A 21,627-nucleotide genomic window follows, 5' to 3' on the forward strand; every position below is an offset into this window, starting at 1 on the left:
ATTTTGGTATTTTGCGACAAATAGCCGCATTTTATCGCGATATGTGGTCGGATGAGCAATAGAGAATAAGCTTTACAGTGAGTAAACAGCTTTTCTAGGCTAAATAATAACCACTTGTCACCATTGTAGTGTCGTTTCGAAACTGCCAAATGCGCTGCACCCGGCAGTTTTGACTTAATGGGTGAAAGAAAGAGTATCGACACCCGTGTTACTGTTGTGTGGATCGTAGGCAAAAGTAACTATCTGGTAGTTACCCTTATCCGATAATTTAAACTCAACCGAAAACTCACTGGTTTTAACGAAATCCATGGTTTTTCTCGCAACTTCCTCACCATTTTTTAATAAATAGGCGACAATTTCGTAGCGATTGGCGTCCCAAAGGCCATCGGGCTCGATAGGGCAGCCACACATCATTCTGATTTCACTGGTTACCGCTATCATAGAGCTGTTTTTATCATGAGTTAGGCTACTTTTGATGAAAAATCCGGGCATTTCCAATTTTATGGCATCATTTTTATCCAGATGCTTCCCCGGAATAAGCCAGTATTCGGCAGAAACCGTCGAACTATTGTCGTCAAGGTTCATGGGACCCCGAGCGGTAACTTTAATTTTGATCGGTTTGGTAATATTTAAAGTGGTCTGGTAGCTGGCAGAATTGTCGCTGCTTAACACCTGATGTCGTGAGTGAGGCGTTTGCATAATGGTTTTTGTATCACCGGTGGCGCCTTCGGTTAACCCCTGTGCCAGTACTTCGGCGGTATCACTGTTTAAAATGGTGATTTGTGCGCCATCCATACTGCTACCAATAAACTTTGCGTCTTTCGCCAACACGGTAACTTTTACCTTGGTGGGCTCTGCCTGCAGCTGGGTGATGCTCATCAGCAATACACTAATGACGATGATTAATTTATTCATGGTTTTTTCCTTTAACAATAGGCTTGCTCAGGCGCAATATAAGCGAATAGTCATGTGAATGTAAGTGCTCATTGAGTGCTTATTTTGTCATGCGATATTGTATTTACTGCAGGTTAAGTGTTTGTTGCTGGACAAAATATAGCCAAGTGCTTTACATTGGTTTGGCGTTAACTGCTGACGTTAACTAAGAGAGTTGATGTTTAATAATAAATGGTCAGGAGCTGGTTACATTTTGCTTCAGCTATTGAGCAGAACAGTCGATTTATACAGGAGGGAGTTTCTATGCAACGACGTGCATTTATTCACAGTGCTGGAGCAGCGCTGGGAGCAGCGGCGGTTACACCGGCCAGTGCACTGAGTTTAACCTCAGCAAGTCACAGCGTTAAACCTGCCGACTGGGGCGGATTACGAAAATTATTTCCTTTAACCTATCAGTATATCCATTTGGCAACTTTTCTTTTGGCCTCGCACCCCAGGCCCGTGAGCGAAGCTATTGATCGACATCGTCAGGCGTTTGACAATAATCCAGCCGATTATTGGCACGAAAACTTTTTAACCATTGATGGCAAAATAACCCAGGCTGCCGCCAATTATATGGGTGGCAAGGCGCACCAGATTGCATTGACGGACAGCACCACAATGGGATTGGGGTTAATTTACAGTGGGTTAGCACTTCGGCCTGAGGATGAAGTGCTTCAGACAGAGCACGATCATTATTCTACCGATTTGTCGCTCGAGCTACGGGCAAAACGCACCGGTGCGAAAGTGCGGCGAATTGCGTTATACGATGACCCGGCACTGGCATCGACGGAACAGATACTATCGCGCCTGAAAAAAGGCATTACGCCAAAAACCAAAGTGGTTGCCGTAACCTGGGTGCATTCCAGCACGGGTGTAAAAATTCCTATTAAAATGATGTCAAAAGTGATTGCCGATATTAATGCCACAAGGGACACGGCGGATCACATCATTTTTTGTGTTGATGGCGTGCATGGATTTGGCATTGAAGATGTTGATGTGTCGACACTGGGCTGTGATTTTTTTATCGCCGGGACACATAAATGGATATTTGGACCAAGAGGCACCGGAGTGATTTGGGGATCGGACAAAGGTTGGAATAATTGCAATGCCATCATTCCAAGCTTTAGTCGTTCGTACGATGTCTGGCTTGGTAATTCAACGCAAGATCAGGTACCTATTGGTGAGCACATGTCTCCCGGTGGCTTTCATTCTTTTGAATATCGCTGGGCGTTACCGGAGGCGTTTGCATTACATTTACAGTTGGGTAAGGCGAATGTTGAGTCGCGGATTCATCAGTTAAACACACAAACAAAACAGGGACTGGCCAAAATGAGTCATGTGACGCTAAAAACGCCGATGGATCCAAACTTGTCATCCGGCATGGTCTGTTTTGATGTTAAGGGTATGCACCCAGAAAATGTCGTTAAACACATGCATAAAAAGGGCATAATTATGAGTAACACACCGTATCGCAAAACTTATGCCCGGTTTGCACCCAGTTTAATTAATAATGAACTGGAAATTGAAAAGGCATTATCTGAGATAGCGCAGCTTGCATAATGACACCGTAGCTTATGGATTATAGTTGAGCGAAAGGAAAAATAATAATCTATACTTTTTGAAGTGTTGTAGAGGATGTTGTCGGTGTATAGATTTAACTATTTGTTGGCAGGCGCTGCTGTCGCTGCGCTTTTTGTACTGATATTTTGGCTGGGAAGCCAGTTTTACGGTAAAAAGGAAGATACTCCTTCATTGACCATAGCTGTTTCCAGAACTCCATTGTCTGCGCCGGTATACATTGCCGACGAGCTGGACTTGTTCCCTTCAAGTTGTAACCACATTACCCTGAACGAAGTTATCGGCGGGGTAAATAGTTTTCAACAGGTGATGAATGGCGAAGCGGACTTTGGAACCGTATCCGACTCCGTCATTGCCTTTAATGCTTTTACACGGAATGACTTTGTCAATCTGGCTACCTTTGTTCAGTCGGATAACGATGTAAAAATCATTGCTTTGGAAAGCAGTGGAATTTATTCCTCGGATGATCTGATCAATAAGCGAGTTGCTGTAGTAAAAGGCTCAGCCAGTGAATATTTTTTAACGACCTTTTTAGCTCTCGAAGGGGTGAAGCTGGAAAATTTAAAAGTAATAAATGAGTCGCCTGATAAAATGCAGCAAATTTTATCAGAAAAAGATGCAGATGCTGTTGTTTCTTGGGAGCCTTATGGTTATGAAATTATTAAATCATTAAAAGGCAGTGCCAAGTTATTACCAACAAAAAACCTTTACACCTTAACCTTTAATTTAATTGCAAAGCAGGAGTTTGTACTGAACCGCGAGCTATTAACAGAATGTGTTATGGCGGGTTTAAATAGAGCTATTAATTTTATATCGGAAAAACCAGAAAAGGCACAGTCGATTTTAATGGAACGATTAAAATTAGAGCCCGATTTTATTCGTTGGGTTTGGAATGATTATATTTTTAAGTTGTCGCTCAATCAGTCGTTACTGGTAACATTGAACAATCAGGCTGACTGGATCATCGAAAACAAGTTATCAAAAAACCAACAGCGCCCAAATTTCAAAAAGCTATTGGATCCGGGCGCTTTAACTTCAGTCAAGCCTTCTGCTATATCTGCCAGTCTTCAAGTGGATAACTAGCGCAGTGATAGGGACGTCAATAAATGAAAGTTAATAAGCGATTTTATCTCTTCTCAATATTATCGTTTGGTTTGATGGTATTGGTTGCCATGACATTGCTTTATTCTTGGCGACAAATTAATCAAGCGCTCGATAAAGAAAAGTTTTCGAATAATGTGAGCCAAATAACACTCGAGCTACAGCAACAGTTGCATGAACTGGAAGCTCATAAAAACTCAGCGGCCATTGAAAACTGGGAAAAGCTGCAGTTTAAATTAAGAAAAATTCTTGCTGATCCACCTGGGTTATCTCCGGAGCAAAAAACACTACTCAACAGTATTGTTAGAAACAATACCAGTGCTGTGGTTCTGTTTGAACGATTAAACGCATTAAACTCAGGTCTTGCCAATCAATCCATTATTCGTCATCTGGAAGAACGGTTGCGTGCTCAGGTTATGGTTATTCAGGAAGACAGTCAGGAGCTGGCTTTATTGGCGCGGCAAAGCTTAAGTAATATTTTATTTAATCAAACAATGTATGTTATGACCATGTTGTCAATCGGCTTAATATTGCTAATTTTTATATCGCACCGTTTTTTTCGTTGGATTCAGCATGCGACACAGTTATTGATGAAAGGGCTTAATAAAATCGAACAGGGACATTTTGAATCAATCGATTTAACAACTACAGACAGTAATGATGAAGTGTATGATATTTTAATGAAGTTTAATCGTATGAGTGAGCGATTAAAAGAGAATACAATCACACGGGATGTGTTGCAAAAGATTGTTGATGAGCGTACCCGAGAATTAACAAGGGTGGCTAATACGGATTCGCTAACATCGGTGCCGAACAGGCGGGCATTATTCGAGCGTGGTGAAATGGAGTTTTCTAGAGCGCACCGACATCATCAGCCCTTTGCCATGTTAATGATTGATGCGGATCACTTTAAACATATTAATGATCAATACGGTCATATGGTGGGCGATAAGGTGTTGATTCACCTATGTCGTACGATTGAAAAAGAAGTTCGAAAAGTTGATTTTTTTGCACGATTTGGTGGTGAAGAGTTTGTATTAATACTGCCTCATAATGATGAAAAAGGTGCTTATGAGTCCGCTTGTCGCATCCAAAAGGTGGTGAATGAAAATCCCATGAGCTGTGATGGAACGAGCATACGACTAACAGTGAGTATTGGCGTGGTAGTATTACATTCATCTCACAAAGATTTTGGTGATATGATTAATGACGCTGATAAAGCGCTATTGTTGGCAAAGAAAAACGGTCGTAACCGAATAGAATTTTATCAAACACCATCGCTATCTTTGGTAAAGCCAGAAAATGCCAGTCAGATAAACGACAATAATAATGACTAATCCGGTTACCGGATTGTTAACGGATAATTTTGTACTAAAATGCGTATTATATTAATTAGAGGGCTGGGTCGTGATCAGCTCCATTGGGCACCGCTGTTAAAATCTCTCAAACTTACTTTCCCCGGTGTTCATATTGAGACACCCGATTTACCTGGCACTGGCATTCTGCATCGGGAAAAAAGCCCTCTGGTTTTAGATGACTACCTGCCTTTTCTTGAACATCAGCTAAGTGATTCTAACGAACCAGCCATTGTGATGGGCCTGTCTTTGGGCGGAATGCTGGCGTTAACCTGGGCGTCAAAATACCCAGACAAATTCACTCATGCCATTACCATAAACAGCAGCAGTAATTTAAGTTTCTTCTTAAAACGGCTATTTGTTTATAAAGTATTTCGATACCCGGGAATCTTTTTTCGATTGTCAAAACGTATGAAGGAAACCGCGGTCTACCAGTTGACCTGCAATACTCGGCCTATCGACTGGTCAACCATCGACTTTTGGGTCGACGTTCAGAAACGACATCCTGTCAGTCCTTTAAATCAATGCCGACAGGCCTATGCCGCACTTGGGTTTAGTTTGCCTGACAATCTAGTCAACTTGGCAAATAACTTAAAAGAAAATAAAACACATTCTCCGCAGGCCGCCATTATGTATGCCAAGGGTGATCGAATGGTATCGCCCAGTTGCAGTGAAGTTATGGCGGCTTATCTAAATGCCCCCAGTTATGTGCATTCCTGGGGCGGTCATGATTTAACGCAGGATGATCCCGACTGGGTGGCGACACAACTGAAACACTTTATTGAGAAAATATCCGACGATTCAATAGCTTAGTATATTGAATCCTTATCTGGAGGGCGCTTAACTTCAGCAATGTAAAGCATGGTTATAGATTAAAAAATTATTACCTACTTTATTGGTTGTCTCTGCTCTCGATTTTTTGTACATCTCTGCAGTGCTTATTAAACCTGGCCTTTTCGACATTGTTATAAACAAGTCTACATAGATTCGCATTAGTTTAACTAATGATAAACCCTAGAAAGTTTCGTTTTAATCATCCATCACATATCGATATCATCACCGCTCTGAAATTGAATTACTTATCGCGTCAGTGGACGTAACAAAAGAGACAGGAGGGTGATATCTATGACCGCTAATACTGCACAGCGAATGGCGTTGCCAGCGTTGATAGTTGCCATTTTAGTTTGGGCAAGCTCTTTTGTGTATATGAAAATTGCCGTCGCCGAGTTTGGCCCTATGTTAACGGTTTTCTTGCGCATGATATTAGCCAGTGCCGTACTGTTCTTTTTTATTCCGGTATTTCGAAAAGAAACCTATCACAAGGGTGACTGGAAATGGTTTTTGGCGTTAGCGCTGTGTGAGCCTTGTCTTTACTTTGTGTTTGAGGGCTTGGCGCTTACCTACACAACGGCTTCTGAAGCGGGCATGATTACGTCATTACAACCTTTGATGGTTGCCGTCGCTGCGTATTACTTGTTGAAAGAATCAGTATCGAAACGACTGATTGCCGGATGTCTGGTTGCCGTCGCTGGCGCTATTTTATTGTCGGTAACCGGTGAAGCCTCTGAAAGTGCGCCTAATCCTTTGCTGGGTAATCTACTGGAGTTCTTTGCGATAGGTTTTGCAGCTGCTTACAGCATTATTGCGCGTCGATTGATGCATCGGTATTCGCCGCTATTTTTAACCGGCATTCAAACATTTGTCGGCAGTGTGTTCTTCTTGCCGGCGGTGATGCTAAGTGGCGATACTATTCCTGCATCGGTGAGTTGGGATGGTGCCATGGCGATTTTATTTTTAGCCTGGGGCGTTAATATTATAGCCTTTACCTGTTACAACTTTTCGCTCGGTAAAATGCCCGCCAGTCAGGCAGGTGCCTGGTTAAACTTGTTGCCGCTAGCGTGTTTGTTCTTTGGTTGGCTGTTGTTGGATGAAACATTGACCATGTTGCAATACCTGGGCGCTTTAATTGTGTTGGCTGGTGTCATTGTTAGTCAGAGTAAGCCGAAGCAAAAGACAGTATTTATAGAGCAGGAGATGATAGAGACCCCTCTTTCAGAAACTTCTGCAGAACCCGTTTCTGTTCGTGATAAACAATCCACTATTCTCCCTGGTTTAGTTGAGCATTAATCACATCACCCGCCGCAAGGCGGGTTTTTTTTAATATCCGTTAAGCATAAAGTCTTATTTTGCGTTCAAAATAGAAATCCTTTATTTTTACAGAATTAAAAACTCCAAGTTAGTCCGTTATCATCAGTATTGTTTATTACAGCCAGCCTTTTTGCCTGGCAATTCGTGCAGCTTCAATGCTATTTTTTGCATTTAATTTGCTGGCAGCATTAGACAGATAATTACGAACTGTACCGGGAGATAAATGCATTTTTTTTGCAATGGACTCGGTCGAGAAGCCATCGGAAGCAAGTTTAAGTGCCTGTCTTTCTTTATCGGTAAGAGGATCCACTTGATCCCAGGCTTCTGTTATTAATTCTGGGTCAATAACTTTTTTTCCCTGATGAATGCGACGAATAGCTTTGGCTAACTCTTCACTGCTGGAATCTTTTAGTAGGTAGCCTTTGACACCTGAATCCATAGCGCGACGTAAATAGCCTGATCGTGCAAAAGTGGTCATTATGATGACTTTGGTGCTCAGGTCTTGTTGTTTAATATACTCGGCTAAATCCAAACCTGTTTTTTCTGGCATTTCTATATCGGTTAGCAAGATATCAGGTTGATGGTGTTGCAGTTCAGATAAGGCGTCTTTGCCGTTGTTTGCTGTGGCAACAATATTAAAGTCAGGTTCCAGTTCCAGTAAGCTTTTTAATGCGCCCAGCAAAAGGGTTTGATCTTCTGCAATAAGTATTGATATGGATGAATTCATGTTAGCGGAAACTCCATTAATAAACTAACACCTTTATTCGTATTAATCGTTAATTTACCTGACAGGTTTTTAACTCGCTCTTTAATGCCATTGAGTCCGTTACCAGACTTGATAATTGGACAGTGTCCATTATCAACAATGGAAAGATAAAGTACTTTAGAGTCTTGTTTAAGTGTGACATTGCAATGATCAGCATTAGAATGTTTAACGATATTTGTCATGGCTTCACGAACAATAAACCCGAGCGACTGGTTAAGCTGGTTATTGTTAAGATTATTGATAGCTTGCTGATCAACCTGGTGATCAAAAGTAATGTCAGCTGCACGGCAGAGTGCTTTAGCGGATGCTAATTCAGATACAAAGTCAGTTTTACGATAACCAGAAACAGCTTCGCGTACTTGTGTTAATGCTTCTCGGCTTTCTCGTTCTATATCTGCAATCTCCTTTTTTGCCTGTTGAGGCGAGCGATCAATTAATTTAGCAGCTAACTCTGACTTTTTGCTGATCAAGGAAAAAGTGTGACCAATAATATCGTGTAAATCTCGCGCAATACGCTCTCTTTCTGCTTGCGCGGCCATGTGTTTAATGTCTTGTTGCGACTGCTTAATAACTTTGTTTTTTCGGCCTATCTCACTCATATAAATGTTGGATAGCCCGATAATTAAGCTAAAAAATATAGCGGGAAAATAAAAGTAGGGTTTAAAATCAAAAATATAAGCTTGCACGGCAATCAATAAAATAAGTATTGCAATTGTAATGACACCTTTTCTTATGCTGTCTAGTCCAGCGCAAAAGGAAGCGGCATAAACGAAGAAAACGCTGGCACCAAAATGATAATGGGCCATAACTGCACCGATAAGATAAATAAGAAATATATGCAAAAAAAGGCCTGCTTGACTGCGATGAAAGGCAGAAAAATAAACCAATAAAAAAACAGGAATAGCAATTGATGTGGCTATCACAACTTCTTTACTGGGAGGCATAAAAATAAAATTGAAAAAGAAAATCAATAAGTAACATAACCATAAATACGGCATATACCCGAGTGATTTCTCTTGCGGTAATAGAAAGTGATGCAATTTAATAAGTGGGTTATTCATGGTTATACAATCAATGCTTCTTAGTTTTAGCTTTGAAATGAATATCGTCTAACATAAACTCAAATGCTTTATGTTCTTTATTGGCGACCCAGGCAAGGCCGGTTACCAGTTCCCAGTTTATCGATGAATGCTGTTCAAACACAACGGATATTTGCTGACAGGTATTATCGGTAGGTGAAATGGTATAATTTATTTCTGCTGGTCTTTGCAGTCCCTGGGTGAAAACCAGTAACCGATATTGCCCTGGCGTTCCTGACACGTTAAATTCCAGTTGCTTATAGTCGGCATTTAAATCCACGGGTATTTCCATATTTTCGCTGAAGGTTAGCATAGCGCCTGCCCAGGGATACGGGAAAGACTGTCCTATAGAGCCTGTTATTAATGCGGAACCCATAGTGTCGCAGCCTATATTTTGCCATTTAATGTTTGCCGCGGAGTTTCCCTGAAATCTATCATCACTGGTTGAAAAGAATGGGTTCGACGTTAATTGATTGGATAAGTCGTGCTTAAAATCGGCAAGCTTGGCCGGTAACTTTATGTTAGACGCTTCTGTATGGTTAACGTTTATTGGATAACCATTCTTATACACGTGCTCGATGAATTGAGTGTTGTTAATGGATTGCATAGGGTTTTTAGAAAGCACTAAAAAATCAGCTCTAGCCCCGTCAATTAACTGGCCGCGTTTTGCCACAGGAAAGTATTTTCCGGGTAATGAAGTCGCTGCTTTCAGGATGGATAATACAGGCATCCCGGCTTGTTGGAGTAACTGCATTTCATTATGGATACTGACGCCGTGTGCAGTACCTGGATTAGGAGCATCGGTACCTACTAAAATATCAATGCCAGCTTGATGCATTAACTGAACATTTTTTTGAGCAATATTAAGCGCATTTTTTGATGGAGTATGGGCATCGAAAGATTGTTCCAGTTGATTAATGATTGCTGGGGTTAATCGATCCTGTAATGGACTATTCGATAGAATAAAGTTGGTTCCGGCTTTTCCGAACATGGATGAAATAACCGAAAGTGTTGGAATAACAAAGGTATTTTTCTGCTTCATTAATAACAGAAGATCATTGCTTATCAATTGATCATGAAACACATGAACCAGCCCATCGGCGCCGGCAGAAACCGCATGGTATGCCGACTCATAATCAGACGTATGCACCACCGCCATCACGTTCATTTGATGAGCGGCTTTAACTAATGCATTTAGAGTGTCTCGGCTTATTGATGTAAAGGGTGTTTTTTTATTGGCTTGTATGTAAACAATCTTTATGTAATCGGAACCTTCAGCCAGACGCTGTTTAACAAATTCAAGCGCCTGTTCGGGTGAGTCGATGGTTGGAATGTTAATGCCATATTCGGTGCCATGCCCGCCTTCGCTTGTTGCCAGAATACCGGAAGAAAAAATATCGGCCTGCTGTCGATCAGCAACATCGGACTGTTGTTGTTTGGCCTGGGTAACAAATGTTGGCTGGGTGAACATATCGAGCTCGGTGGTTACGCCAAATCTTACTGCTTGTTGTAATGCAGAGCCCCAGGTATGGGTGTGTGCATCAATCAATCCGGGGATGATATATTTTCCAGAAAAATCAATAACGGGTAAATCGCTTAGCTCTTCTGAGAAATCGGAAGAAAAATTTACCCGACCATCAATGACGATAAGTGGTGAGTCGTGATGCCACGTATCACCATCAAACCAACTGGCCCCTTTAATGATCAATTGATGGTTAATTTTTTTTTCATTAAGACTTAACTGGCTGTCATCTGACTTATTGTTGGATAAACGGTTTTGTTTGGATATAACTTGTTTGTTCAAAGCATCTGTAGATGACACATCGGGAGGCGTTGGTAGCGCCAGCAGAAGGCCAACAATGATTAATATAAAAGCGGCCATAGCAATTAATCCTTTCATGATATTACCTCGTTATTTTTCTGCCTGATGGCGAAATGCGCGAGTCGCCAAAAATAAGAAAATCACTGTCATCACAAGTAAAATCGTCAAGTGCCAGAGTACACCGATTCCAGAGTCAAGACCTTGGATCGCCAGGGTTAACTGTGCCAAATGAAATGCCGGAAACATCCAGGCAGTGTTCTGCATTATTTCAGGAAATAATTGAATTGGTAGCCAGAGCCCAGATAAAAAAGCCATTGGTAAATAGATTAAATTGACGATAGCCGGTGCCGCCTGAGATTTGGCTAACAGCCCGAACCATAAGCCTAGTGCACAAAAAGGTAGCATGCCGGCTAACAAAACCGTCATAGTGAGCAGCCATTGCCAAGTGTGCATAGCAACATCACCAAATATAGCGCCTAATAAAAATAACCCCAGGATGATTAAAACACCAAAAACCATTGCACTTAAAATGCGGGCAATGAAGTAGGCAGAGATTGGCATGGGGCTGCACTGTTTCATGGCTAACCAGCCCTGATCCTTTTCAATTGAAACACCCACACCAAATGAAAAAAGTGCAGGACCAATAACACCAAATACGCCATAAGTTGCCATTAAATAACTGGGCATCTGACCGTTCATTGCCGATTGATTAAATATCAGGCCAAAGAAAATATAAAACATCAATGGAAATAGTAGGCTGGGAATGGCAAACGCAGGCATTCGCATGGCTTTCAAAAATTCTGCACGGGTTTCATAGTAATAAATACCGAAAAGATGAGTTTTACTTGTGTAAAGTGCGCTATCCGTTTTCATGCAGCATACTCCTGTGTAGTGGGATTATTATTCGACAAAGATAAAAGTGCATCTTCAAGCGAAACCTGCTCAACTGATAAATCACGGATTTTGAATTGTTGAGTAAATAGATCTTTAAGAGTTTCTTCGGCATTGCTGGAAAACAGTTCAGTAAAGTCACCTCGGTGCTGAATTTGAGTGACAAAACTTAACGCTTTAAAATGGCAATCAGCCATGGCTGTTTTAAAGCGAATTCGCTTACCACCAAGTTGACTTTTTATTGTTTCACTTCGTCCCTGTTTGATAATTTTTCCATTGTTTAATAGCAATATTCTATCGGCCAGTGCATCGGCTTCTTCCAGATAGTGGGTCGTCAGTAAAATACTGGTTCCTTCTGCTTTTAATTGACGGATACATTGCCAAAAATCGCGTCTGGCTTCTACATCAAGACCCACGGTTGGCTCATCAAGAAAAACAATTTTAGGTTGGCCACAAATCGCTAAAGCAAAAAACAGTCGCTGTTTTTGTCCGCCGGATAGTGTGTAAAATTTTCTGTGTTGTAAATCGGATAATTTAACAATACTTAGGATTTCTTTAAGCGAAAGAGGAGCCGGATAATAGCGTCGATACAGTTCTATGTGCTCCTTAACAGTAAGATTGCCGGGCATTTGTGCGGATTGTAAGATGACACCAATGTTTTGTCGCGCCGCTAAACTTCCAGGAGTGTGACCTGCAATCGACAGTTCGCCAGAGTCGGGTGTAAGTTGACCTAATAGATGGCTGATTAAGGTTGTTTTGCCAGCCCCATTGGCACCAAGAAGAGCCACTACCTCACCGCGAAAAACTTCAAGTGAAACGCCGTCTAAGGCTTTAATGTTAGAAAACTTTTTTTCTATATTACAGGCTTTAATAATTGGATGAGTGCTGTCTTGAACAGTCATTATCTACCACCTTTTTATCGGAACGGTTTCGTTTTGTGTTGCATCAGTATCGCCAATGCCCGATTTAAAAAGTAGAAAGTATTGTCACTAATATTTGATGACAATTGTCATATTGAAAGGAAGATAAAGCTCTGTCGGAGAGACAGAGCTGGAAAGTTATTTTAAACAGATAGTTGTTTTTGGGTTACTGTAGCTAGACCGTTAATCACCAATAGCGGCATCAATTCGTGTGGCAAAGGTTTCTGCGTCTTCAAACCCTTCGGCACGCAGGCTGGTTATTTCGTTGCCATTACGGTCAAAAAATAATATCGACGGCAAGCCAAAAATTTTAAAGCGTTCCATCAGGGCGCGATCATCGGCATCGCCTTCGGTTACGTCGGCTTGCAGTAAAATGGTATTGGCAAGCGCCTGCTGTACTTTGGGATGAGGGAAGGTCAGCTCGGCAAACTCGTAACAGGCCGCACAATATTCAGCAAAAAAATCCAGCATCACGGTTTTGTTTTCTGCCTTTGCCTGTGCCAGATATTTATCCAGATCATCAGTGGTTTTGATAAGTATAAAGCCGTCGTGGATGGAGGCATTTTGTTGTTGCTCAGTCGTATTAGCAACACGGTTGCCAGTCAAAGCCGGTTGCGAATGTGATTGTGTTGAAGCTAAGGGCTTCATTAACGACTGACTGCCCTGAGCGGCGCCAATGATTAACACCACACCGTAAACCATCAAACCAATGGCGACGCCTTTCCAAAGTGTAGGCCAGCCTGCTTCAACTTGCCTTAACGCGCCCATATAGGTGGCACTGATAATTGCCAGCAAACCCCATAACACCAGATTTATTTGACCCGGGATCAAATGCTTTGTGATGTAAAGTGCGACGACTATCATCAGCACACCAAACACGGCTTTTACTGCATTCATCCAGTTACCAGCTTTGGGCATTAATTTTCCGCCGCCGACACCAATCATAATCAGCGGTATACCCATGCCCACTGCCAGGCCATAAAGGTAGATGGCGCCTGTTACCGAGTCGCCAACCTGGCTTATCCAGGTAAGTACCGCAATTAATGGAATAGTGACGCACGGGGAAACCACCGTGCCGGATATTGCACCCATAATGCCTGCGCCAATATAGGTTCCGCTCTGTTGTTTTTGACTGACCTGATTCAGTTTATTTTGAACCGAAGTCGGTAGCTGAATTTCGTAAAAGCCAAACATACCGAGAGAGAGCAATAAAAACACAACGGCAGCGCCAATAACAAACGGCGGTGATTGCAGAGTGGCTGTTGCACTGGCTCCGACACCAGCAACAATAAAGCCGATGATCACATAAGGGATCGCCATCGCTTGCGTATAAGTGAGTGATAAAAAGAAAGCTTTAGAGGTGGTAATGTTTTTGCCCTGTCCGGCAATAATGCTGGAAATAATCGGCATCATTGGAAAAACACAGGGCGTAAACGCCAATCCAATGCCGAGCAAGACGAGTGAGAAAAAGCCAATGATGACGGAAGAGTCATTCAGCGTATTAATGATTTTATCTTTTTCCGAAACAAAGGCTTGTTTGTCTTGTGTCGCCTCTGCGTCAGTTTCGGGTGAGCTATTTTGTTGGTTGTTGACGGTGCCGGATGATTGTTCATTAGCGGCGGAATCGGCTGATGGTTGAGAGGTTGCGCTGGCAAGCGGTGGCGCTGTCCAGCGAGCGGTTTGCGCGGCATTAACTTGTTCAAAGTCAGACTGCTGAATTTTTTCGGCGCTGCCATTATTGCGATCGATATTAAAGTAACGGCTGGTGGGCGGGTAACATAGTCCGGCGTCAGCACAGCCCTGAAATTCTATTTCAACAACAAAACTATCGTTATTGCTTTGGTAGGGCAGACTAATTTGTACCGCTTTGGTGTAGGTTTCTACCTCACCAAAATACTCATCTGTTTTCCGCTTGCCGTCTGGCAAAAAAGGCTGCTCTAAGGTTGCGTTTTTAAATGTCGCCGCAAACCGATGTTGGTACAGATAATATTCGGGAGCTATTTTCCAGCTGGCGATCAATTCGTTATCAAAAACATCCACCGATAACTGGAATGCATCGTCTACATCGAGAAACTCATCACTTTGGCCAAACAGTTTATTAAGATCAACCGATTGTTGAGCCGGTAATGACAAGCTACTAAGCGAGAAGAGTAGAACTAAAAATAATTGCTTCATAATTAAATTGAATCGTTTAACCATTGTAGATAATCCTGACTGCTGTCTGAAATGGGCAAGGTGATCAGTTCAGGTACATCGTAAGGGTGATGATCAGTCAGCCACTGTTCAATCGCGTCGATTTTGTCTCGACGGGTTTTGATCAGCAACTGTTGCTCGCTGTCACACTCAACTTTTCCCTGCCATTTATAAAAAGATGTCATGGCTGGGAGCAGGTTTATGCAGGCGGCAAACTCTTGATCAATTAATCCTTTCGCCAATCGTTCACCCGTGTTGGCGTCAGGTACTGTGGTGAGTAGGACGACAAAGGCGTCGGTTTGTTGCATTTAATTGGCCACTTTTTTAAAACGGTACAGTGCAGACTATATCATTGAAACAATCGCTTCATTCTAATGGCTCACATTATAACCAATTAACGCGCTTCATGGGCCCAGATTAAATGCGAAGTATCGTGATTTTTGGCTTCTGACAGGGCGGCCTCGGCTCGTTTCACCAATCGCTGAATATCAAAGTCTTTACCGAGTCTGGATAGACCCACTGACAATGAAACTTGAATACGCTGGCCCTCGTAGGCGACTGGCGTATTGGCAAAGGTTTGTGTCAGGTAACTCATTACGGATTCGGCTTCTTGATCGGCACAGTGGCTGAGTATTACACCTACGCGGTGGCTATCAAAAAAGCCAATACAATCGGTTTTTCGTAAGCGTTGTCTTAATAGTCGGGCCAATTGTTGGACGGCACGTTCACCAAAAGCGTAACCATGGGTTTGGTTGAGTTCTGGTAAGTCATTCATCTCAATTAACGCCAGAAACATGGAGTCGTTCTGGCGCATCGCGCGCTCGGCTTCAATGGTGAGCTGTTCTTTGAGCAGCGATGACGAATTAAGTCCGGTCTGGAAATCACGGGCCAGATGAGGTTGTAAGTTACGGGAACGGCGAGCATAAAGCTCGGCGGTAAACAGCAGTTGATCTTTTTTTACCGGTTTTTCGATAAAAGCGGTGCCACCGGATGTCATGGCCTCACGTTGTTTGTCGTGATTTTCTTCGGCCGATAAAAATACAATAGGAACCGTTTGAAAGCGCTCTTGCTGACGCAGAATGCGGGTCAGTTCAATGCCATTGCAGCCCGGCATCTGCATATCCATAAAAATAACTTCCGGATCAAAATTACTCAGCGAGTTAAGCAATTCGGTTGGCTCTATTATAATGCAGGTTTCAAAACCGGCCGTTGATAAAACTTTATCATTAAACTTTGCCTGTGCTTTGGAGTCTTCCATAACCGCGACTCGAAACGGCTCCATTTTACTGCAGGACTCCAGTTGATCCAGTTGCTCCATCAGTTTGATGGTATCAATGGGTTCGGCAAAAAACAGGGTGGAGCCAAGCCGAATGCCCTTAAGTCGTGATTCCAGCGTATCGTGCTCCGCCAGTACTATCATATAACTGGTTTCATTCACCGGTTCGCTAATATTGTCGTCAAAATCTTCCAGTCGGGTAATCACCACTTTTTGAGAATTACCCGAAGCTTGTTCAATGGCGTTTTCTAAGGATGAATTTTCCACTTCGTAGCCAAAATCCTGCATCTGTTCTTTTAGCCGTGTATGGGCATTGGCGTCGTCAATGCACCAGTAGATGATCAGTTCGCTGCTGGATTCAAAAATCGTTGGAGCAGAGGAAACATCATCCACAATACTGTGTTTAAACTCATATTCAGGCTCTATAACCGCTGATGTAGAGCGTTCATCAAACGCAATCGGTTGATCTTGATAGTGATCGGAAGCTGCTGTTTGGTTTGTCTGGCCTTTGCTCTCCATGTCGTCTGCTTTCGTTTCTGGTGCAGCCGAAGAGGATGCTGTTGTAGGGTCGGGTGTTTCTGTTTGGCTGCCAGAGGTGTTGTTATTTTCAGTAGCAGGCTGACTATCCGTTTCAGGCGCAGATTCAGCGAGCTGATCTGCTTCTTGTTTGCTTTCTTTGATGGCCTGGGTTGAACCTGAGTCTATTTGCCCCAATTTTAATCGTTCAGCATGACTTTGCAGTCGCTGGGTGAAACGTTTGATGAGCGGCTTTTGAGAGTCCAGGGTTTCCTCATCAAGTTGCAATTGCGACTCTATCCGCGATAACAGGTTACCAGTAGATTCCACGCCGTATTCAAAGCAGGTTTCTTTGGTTTTTCGGATTTGGCTCTGCATTGCCTTGATACGCACCGAATCAATATCGGTTTCTGTAATATCATTCAGCAGTCGGGCAAATTGCTGTAATTTGATCGGCACTCGTCGACATATGATTTTTTTAAAGTCGGCATTGGAATGTTCGGTCAATGATTCAGTCATACAATATAGTCGTCTTATTTGCTCGTCATCGCAGCCGTATTTCTATAGGATCGTAGTGCCATTAGCTATCGACTGCGTCGTAAATTTGGTTTTTTATCAATATCTTTTGAATTATTAAGGTTAGTGTTTCTATGCCATGGTTGCCAGTGCTTTTTATCGTCATTCCATTTACCGAGTTAATGATACTTTTAAAGGTCGGCGCGGCGTGGGGCGTTTTTCCTACACTGGCGCTCATTATCACTACGGCGATGGTCGGTTATCAACTATTTAAACGTCAGGGGCTCGCGACCTGGCAGCGGGTGAATCAAAAGTTATCACAAGGGGAGTTGCCGTCAAAAGAAATGGCCGATGGCATCGTTATTCTGCTGGCTGGAGCATTAATGATTACTCCCGGGCTTATTACCGACAGTATTGGTCTGTTCTGCCTTATTCCAGTCACCAGAAAGCTCATACTTACGGTCATTATGCGACGATTTAAAGACAGAGTAACGGTATATTCTGCTCACTCATACCACACAACGAACACCTCACAGGAGTCATCAAACAATCGCCCCACGAATGACTCGGGACGCACCTTTGAAGGTGATTATCAGGAACAAGATAAGCCTTCATCCGGTCGACTGGACGACAAATAATTGCCTTGGCTCTTTTCTGAACAAAATTCTGCCAGAAATTTTTAAATTTTTAGCGTTTTATGGGTTGAGTGCTAAAAAATTGCCCCCATATATTCCGCCATCACAATAATTAGTTCTTTTATCAACCAACATTTATTAGGAGAGATGAGTCAATGAGCATTCGTCCACTACACGACCGAGTGATTATCCGTCGCTTGGAAGAAGAAACAACCTCAGCTGGCGGTATTGTTATTCCAGATAATGCCAAAGAAAAGCCAAGTCGTGGTGAAGTCATTGCGGTAGGTAATGGTAAGCCGCTGGATAACGGCGAAGTTCGTGCCCTGGCAGTCAAAGCAGGCGATAAAGTTCTGTTTGGTAAATTTGCCGGTACCGAAGTAAAAGTTGAAGGTGAAGAATTGCTGGTGATGCGTGAAGACGACATCATGGCCATCGTTGAGTAAGTTATAGCTGACTAACAGTTATAGAAACGTATTCAGTTATAAAACGAATTTTTAAGAGGATAACCAAATGTCTGCAAAAGAAGTTCTATTCGGAGACGACGCTCGCTCAAGAATGGTGGAAGGCGTCAATATTTTAGCAAATGCAGTAAAAACAACCTTAGGCCCAAAAGGCCGTAATGTTGTACTGGATAAATCATTCGGTGCACCAATGATTACCAAAGACGGTGTTTCTGTTGCAAAAGAAATTGAGCTGGAAGGCAAGTTTGAAAACATGGGCGCGCAGATGGTTAAAGAAGTTGCGTCTCAAACTTCTGATGTGGCCGGTGATGGAACAACCACTGCAACAGTTCTTGCTCAGGCCATTTTAGCCGAAGGCATGAAAGCGGTTGCTGCTGGTATGAACCCAATGGATCTAAAACGCGGGATTGATAAAGCCGTTACTGAAATCACTGCAGAATTGCGTTCATTATCGAAAGATTGTGATGATGAAAAAGCATGGGCGCAAGTAGCCTCTATTTCTGCAAACTCCGATAAAGCGATTGGCGACATCATTGCTAAAGCAATGAAAAAAGTTGGCGCTGAAGGCGTTATCACGGTTGAAGAAGGTTCTGGTCTGGAAAATGAACTGGACGTAGTTGAAGGTATGCAGTTTGATCGCGGTTACCTGTCGCCTTACTTCATTAACGATCAGGACAGCATGTCTGTTGAGCTGGAAAGCCCATACATTTTATTGTTCGATAAGAAAATTTCTAACATCCGTGATTTGTTACCGATTCTTGAAAACGTCGCCAAATCTGGCAAGCCATTGTTAATTATTGCTGAAGACGTTGAAGGCGAAGCTCTGGCAACTCTGGTCGTTAACAACATGCGTGGCATTGTTAAAGTTGCTGCTGTTAAAGCGCCTGGTTTTGGTGACCGTCGTAAAGCCATGTTAGAAGACATTGCTATCTTAACTGGTGGAACCGTGATTTCTGAAGAAGTTGGCCTGTCGCTTGAAGGCTCAACTCTGGATGATCTGGGTACCGCTAAAAAAGTATCCATTACAAAAGAAAATACTATCATTGTTGATGGTGCTGGTGATGCGAAAGACATTGAAGGTCGCGTTGGCCAAATCCGTAAGCAAATTGAAGAGACTTCTTCCGACTACGATAAAGAAAAGCTGCAAGAGCGAGTGGCCAAGTTGGCCGGCGGTGTTGCTGTAATTAAAGTTGGTGCAGCCACTGAAGTTGAAATGAAAGAGAAGAAAGATCGTGTTGATGATGCATTGCATGCAACACGTGCTGCAGTAGAAGAAGGTGTGGTACCTGGTGGTGGTGTTGCGCTGGTTCGCGCGGTATCTAAAGTTGACGGCTTAAAAGGCGACAACGAAGATCAAAACGCCGGTATCTCCATGGCATTACGCGCAATGACTGCGCCTTTGCGTCAAATTACCTCAAACGCTGGCGGCGAAGCCTCAGTTGTTCTGGATAAAGTTGTTAGTGGTAAAGGTAACTTCGGTTACAACGCAGCAACTGGTGAGTACGGCGACATGATTGAAATGGGCATCCTTGACCCAACTAAGGTAACGCGTTCTGCACTACAGCACGCGGCATCCATTGCAGGCTTAATGATCACTACCGAAGCCATGGTTGCTGAGTTACCTCAAAAAGATGCGCCAGCTGCTCCAGATATGGGTGGCATGGGCGGTATGGGTGGCATGGGCGGTATGATGTAATCGTCGCTACTCATCAAGTCTTAAAAAAGCCCCGATTTCGGGGCTTTTTTTTGCCATAAAGAAAGTTGCCGTGATTCTATAGATGATAATAGAAGGTGTTTCTTTAGAAAAACTGCTACTGAAAGGCTATCGGCTATAGCGGATTAAACAGGGATTTGTTAAATTCGATGTAACATGTCAATTATCTGACTATTATAAGAATTTAAACGGGTATAAAAATCGATGCTGTTCACTCGGGGCAAAAAGCGCACCATATTGTTTGCTGATGTATCTGGCAGCTCCGCGCTGTATAAGTCCGCAGGTAATGAAAAAGCTAAGCTGACCATCGATAAAATAATCAGTATCATGGAGTATTACACTCGCAAATTTGAAGGTCGAGTGGTCAAAACCATTGGTGATGAAATCATGGCTTGTTTTGACGATAGCGAGAAAGCTTGTCAGGCTGCCATGGAAATGCAAATTGAAGCAGAAGCATTTGTTCAAGCTCATTCGTTGGGTGTGCGCATTGGGATTGGCTATGGCAAAACTTTGGAAGAAGGATCGGATTTGTTTGGTGAAGCCGTCAACGATGCCGCGTTTGTCACAGGCATTGCAAAAAGCTCACAAATATTACTGACTGACAGTGTAATTAGCCAGCTCCCTGAAAACCTGAAAAATGCGACTCAAAAGTTTGACCAGGTGGCAATAAAAGGCGCTCTCGATCATTCCACCATACATCGTTTATTCTGGAAAACACCTTCAGCTGGTTTTTCAGAAACTCAGGTTTTCTCGTCACATGACATGAGCAATCATATCGATGATAACTGCATTAAGTTAAAAGCGAACAACCAGAGTTTTGTGATACATCCATCCGATACCCCTTTTACCATTGGTCGAAATAACAAGCAGGTTTCTCTATTTATTGATAGTGAGCTAGTGTCGCGTGATCACTGCCATATTGTGTATAGGCGAGGTAAGTTTGTTTTGATCGATCACAGCACCAATGGCACTTTTATCCAACCCGATGGCGCTCAGGAAATTTATTTGCGCCGTGAAGAACTGCCTTTATTGGGTGACGGTACGATTACTTTGGGAATTTCTCAGTCTGCCTCGAATAAGGATATTATTCAGTTTGAATCATAGAGCAAAGCAGTTAAAAGTGTTGTTAAGCGTGAGTATAGAGTCAGCCGTAGTTGTTAGCCAACAATGAAAACCATTGCATTATGGTCACCGAAAGGTGGCGTCGGTAAAACCACTCTGGCATTAAACCTTGCAGCAGCAGCTTACGCCAATGGCGATAAAGCCATATTATGTGATCTGGATCCACAGCAATCAGCGGTTGATGTTTTTAATGATAAAAAGCTGTCTTTCACTGTATTAAAAGGCATGCCTCCCGTCTCGCCACGAGCGGATGTAATGTTTCTTGATTTACCACCACGAACAGATATAGACGTAACCGGGGATATCGTATTAATACCATTAAGGGCAAGTATTCTTGATATACGGGCGGTTAATAAAGCGATACGTCATGTTCGACATAAACGCCTTGTTAAATGTGTTAATGCTGTGGATGTACGACGACAGGATGAACGAATGTTGGCGATGCGAATGTATTCTGAAGGTGCTTTCCTGGTTAAAGATAGGAGTATTTACTCAAGAGCCATTTCGTTAGGTAAGACGGTATTTGATCTAGATTTATACGGCGCACGAGAAGCAAGACAGGAAATGCAGCGGCTGTATTCGATTTTAACGGATTAAA

19 protein-coding genes are annotated in these 21,627 nt (G+C 42.7%); 10 read left to right on the forward strand and 9 right to left on the reverse strand.

The genetic code is table 11. The features are described 5' to 3' along the window. Window positions 1–174: 174 nt before the first annotated feature. The gene (locus C8D97_RS02170) at window positions 175–915 is read right to left on the reverse strand and encodes a hypothetical protein (RefSeq protein WP_109761702.1); all 741 of its coding nucleotides are present in this window, start codon (window positions 913–915) and stop codon (window positions 175–177) included. Window positions 916–1,197: 282 nt separating this feature from the next. On the opposite strand from C8D97_RS02170, the gene C8D97_RS02175 reads away from it, so the two are divergent. The 5 genes from C8D97_RS02175 (at window position 1,198) to C8D97_RS02195 (ending at window position 7,097) form a co-directional block, all read left to right on the forward strand. After that, window positions 1,198–2,496, forward strand: coding sequence for an aminotransferase class V-fold PLP-dependent enzyme (locus C8D97_RS02175; protein ID WP_109761703.1), 1,299 nt, complete (start codon window positions 1,198–1,200; stop codon window positions 2,494–2,496). A gap of 84 nt (window positions 2,497–2,580) precedes the next feature. Next, entirely contained in the window at window positions 2,581–3,597 is a 1,017-nt protein-coding gene (locus C8D97_RS02180; protein WP_170115106.1) for an ABC transporter substrate-binding protein, read from the forward strand. Window positions 3,598–3,620: 23 nt separating this feature from the next. Continuing rightward, complete coding sequence (locus C8D97_RS02185; protein ID WP_109761705.1) at window positions 3,621–4,952, forward strand: diguanylate cyclase; 1,332 nt, start codon at window positions 3,621–3,623, stop codon at window positions 4,950–4,952. Window positions 4,953–4,991: 39 nt separating this feature from the next. Further along, window positions 4,992–5,783: an alpha/beta fold hydrolase gene (locus C8D97_RS02190; RefSeq protein ID WP_109761706.1), complete on the forward strand. Its 792-nt coding sequence runs from the start codon at window positions 4,992–4,994 to the stop codon at window positions 5,781–5,783. 312 nt (window positions 5,784–6,095) lie between these two features. After that, window positions 6,096–7,097, forward strand: coding sequence for a DMT family transporter (locus tag C8D97_RS02195; RefSeq protein ID WP_109761707.1), 1,002 nt, complete (start codon window positions 6,096–6,098; stop codon window positions 7,095–7,097). Window positions 7,098–7,233: 136 nt separating this feature from the next. Here the strand turns inward: C8D97_RS02195 and C8D97_RS02200 are convergent, their stop codons facing one another. The 8 genes from C8D97_RS02200 to C8D97_RS02235 all read right to left on the reverse strand — a co-directional run bounded on the left by C8D97_RS02200 (window position 7,234) and on the right by C8D97_RS02235 (window position 17,100). After that, a complete protein-coding gene (locus tag C8D97_RS02200; protein ID WP_109761708.1) occupies window positions 7,234–7,845 on the reverse strand; it encodes a response regulator transcription factor in 612 nt (203 codons plus the stop codon). After that, window positions 7,842–8,945 carry a sensor histidine kinase gene (locus C8D97_RS02205; RefSeq protein ID WP_109761709.1) on the reverse strand — a complete coding sequence of 368 codons (1,104 nt, stop codon included), beginning with the start codon at window positions 8,943–8,945 and terminating at the stop codon, window positions 7,842–7,844. Before C8D97_RS02205 ends, C8D97_RS02200 begins: the two co-directional genes overlap by 4 nt. Before the next feature lie 10 nt (window positions 8,946–8,955). Beyond that, a complete protein-coding gene (locus C8D97_RS02210) occupies window positions 8,956–10,863 on the reverse strand; it encodes an amidohydrolase family protein (protein WP_109761710.1) in 1,908 nt (635 codons plus the stop codon). Between the two features lie 12 nt (window positions 10,864–10,875). After that, window positions 10,876–11,658 carry an ABC transporter permease gene (locus tag C8D97_RS02215; RefSeq protein ID WP_109761711.1) on the reverse strand — a complete coding sequence of 261 codons (783 nt, stop codon included), beginning with the start codon at window positions 11,656–11,658 and terminating at the stop codon, window positions 10,876–10,878. Further along, the gene (locus C8D97_RS02220; RefSeq protein WP_109761712.1) at window positions 11,655–12,578 is read right to left on the reverse strand and encodes an ABC transporter ATP-binding protein; all 924 of its coding nucleotides are present in this window, start codon (window positions 12,576–12,578) and stop codon (window positions 11,655–11,657) included. The genes C8D97_RS02215 and C8D97_RS02220 overlap by 4 nt, the downstream gene beginning before the upstream one ends. Before the next feature lie 201 nt (window positions 12,579–12,779). Beyond that, complete coding sequence (dsbD, locus tag C8D97_RS02225) at window positions 12,780–14,795, reverse strand: protein-disulfide reductase DsbD (protein WP_109761713.1); 2,016 nt, start codon at window positions 14,793–14,795, stop codon at window positions 12,780–12,782. Beyond that, window positions 14,774–15,097 (reverse strand): divalent-cation tolerance protein CutA, encoded by a 324-nt coding sequence (gene cutA, locus C8D97_RS02230; protein ID WP_109761714.1) that lies wholly within the window; start codon window positions 15,095–15,097, stop codon window positions 14,774–14,776. Before cutA ends, dsbD begins: the two co-directional genes overlap by 22 nt. 86 nt (window positions 15,098–15,183) lie before the next feature. Beyond that, complete coding sequence (locus tag C8D97_RS02235; RefSeq protein WP_109761715.1) at window positions 15,184–17,100, reverse strand: GGDEF domain-containing response regulator; 1,917 nt, start codon at window positions 17,098–17,100, stop codon at window positions 15,184–15,186. 131 nt (window positions 17,101–17,231) lie between these two features. On the opposite strand from C8D97_RS02235, the gene C8D97_RS02240 reads away from it, so the two are divergent. From C8D97_RS02240 to C8D97_RS02260, 5 genes are all read left to right on the forward strand, one after another. Further along, a complete protein-coding gene (locus tag C8D97_RS02240) occupies window positions 17,232–17,735 on the forward strand; it encodes an FxsA family protein (RefSeq protein ID WP_109761716.1) in 504 nt (167 codons plus the stop codon). Between the two features lie 152 nt (window positions 17,736–17,887). Continuing rightward, entirely contained in the window at window positions 17,888–18,175 is a 288-nt protein-coding gene (gene groES / locus C8D97_RS02245; protein ID WP_109761717.1) for a co-chaperone GroES, read from the forward strand. A 67-nt stretch (window positions 18,176–18,242) separates the two neighbouring features. After that, entirely contained in the window at window positions 18,243–19,889 is a 1,647-nt protein-coding gene (gene groL / locus C8D97_RS02250; RefSeq protein ID WP_109761718.1) for a chaperonin GroEL, read from the forward strand. A gap of 222 nt (window positions 19,890–20,111) precedes the next feature. Then, complete coding sequence (locus C8D97_RS02255; protein WP_109761719.1) at window positions 20,112–21,011, forward strand: adenylate/guanylate cyclase domain-containing protein; 900 nt, start codon at window positions 20,112–20,114, stop codon at window positions 21,009–21,011. A gap of 63 nt (window positions 21,012–21,074) precedes the next feature. After that, window positions 21,075–21,626, forward strand: coding sequence for a ParA family protein (locus C8D97_RS02260; protein ID WP_109761720.1), 552 nt, complete (start codon window positions 21,075–21,077; stop codon window positions 21,624–21,626). Window position 21,627 lies beyond the last annotated feature (1 nt).

Origin of the sequence: Pleionea mediterranea (genome assembly GCF_003148745.1) — a bacterium.
Lineage (GTDB): Bacteria > Pseudomonadota > Gammaproteobacteria > Enterobacterales > Kangiellaceae > Pleionea > Pleionea mediterranea.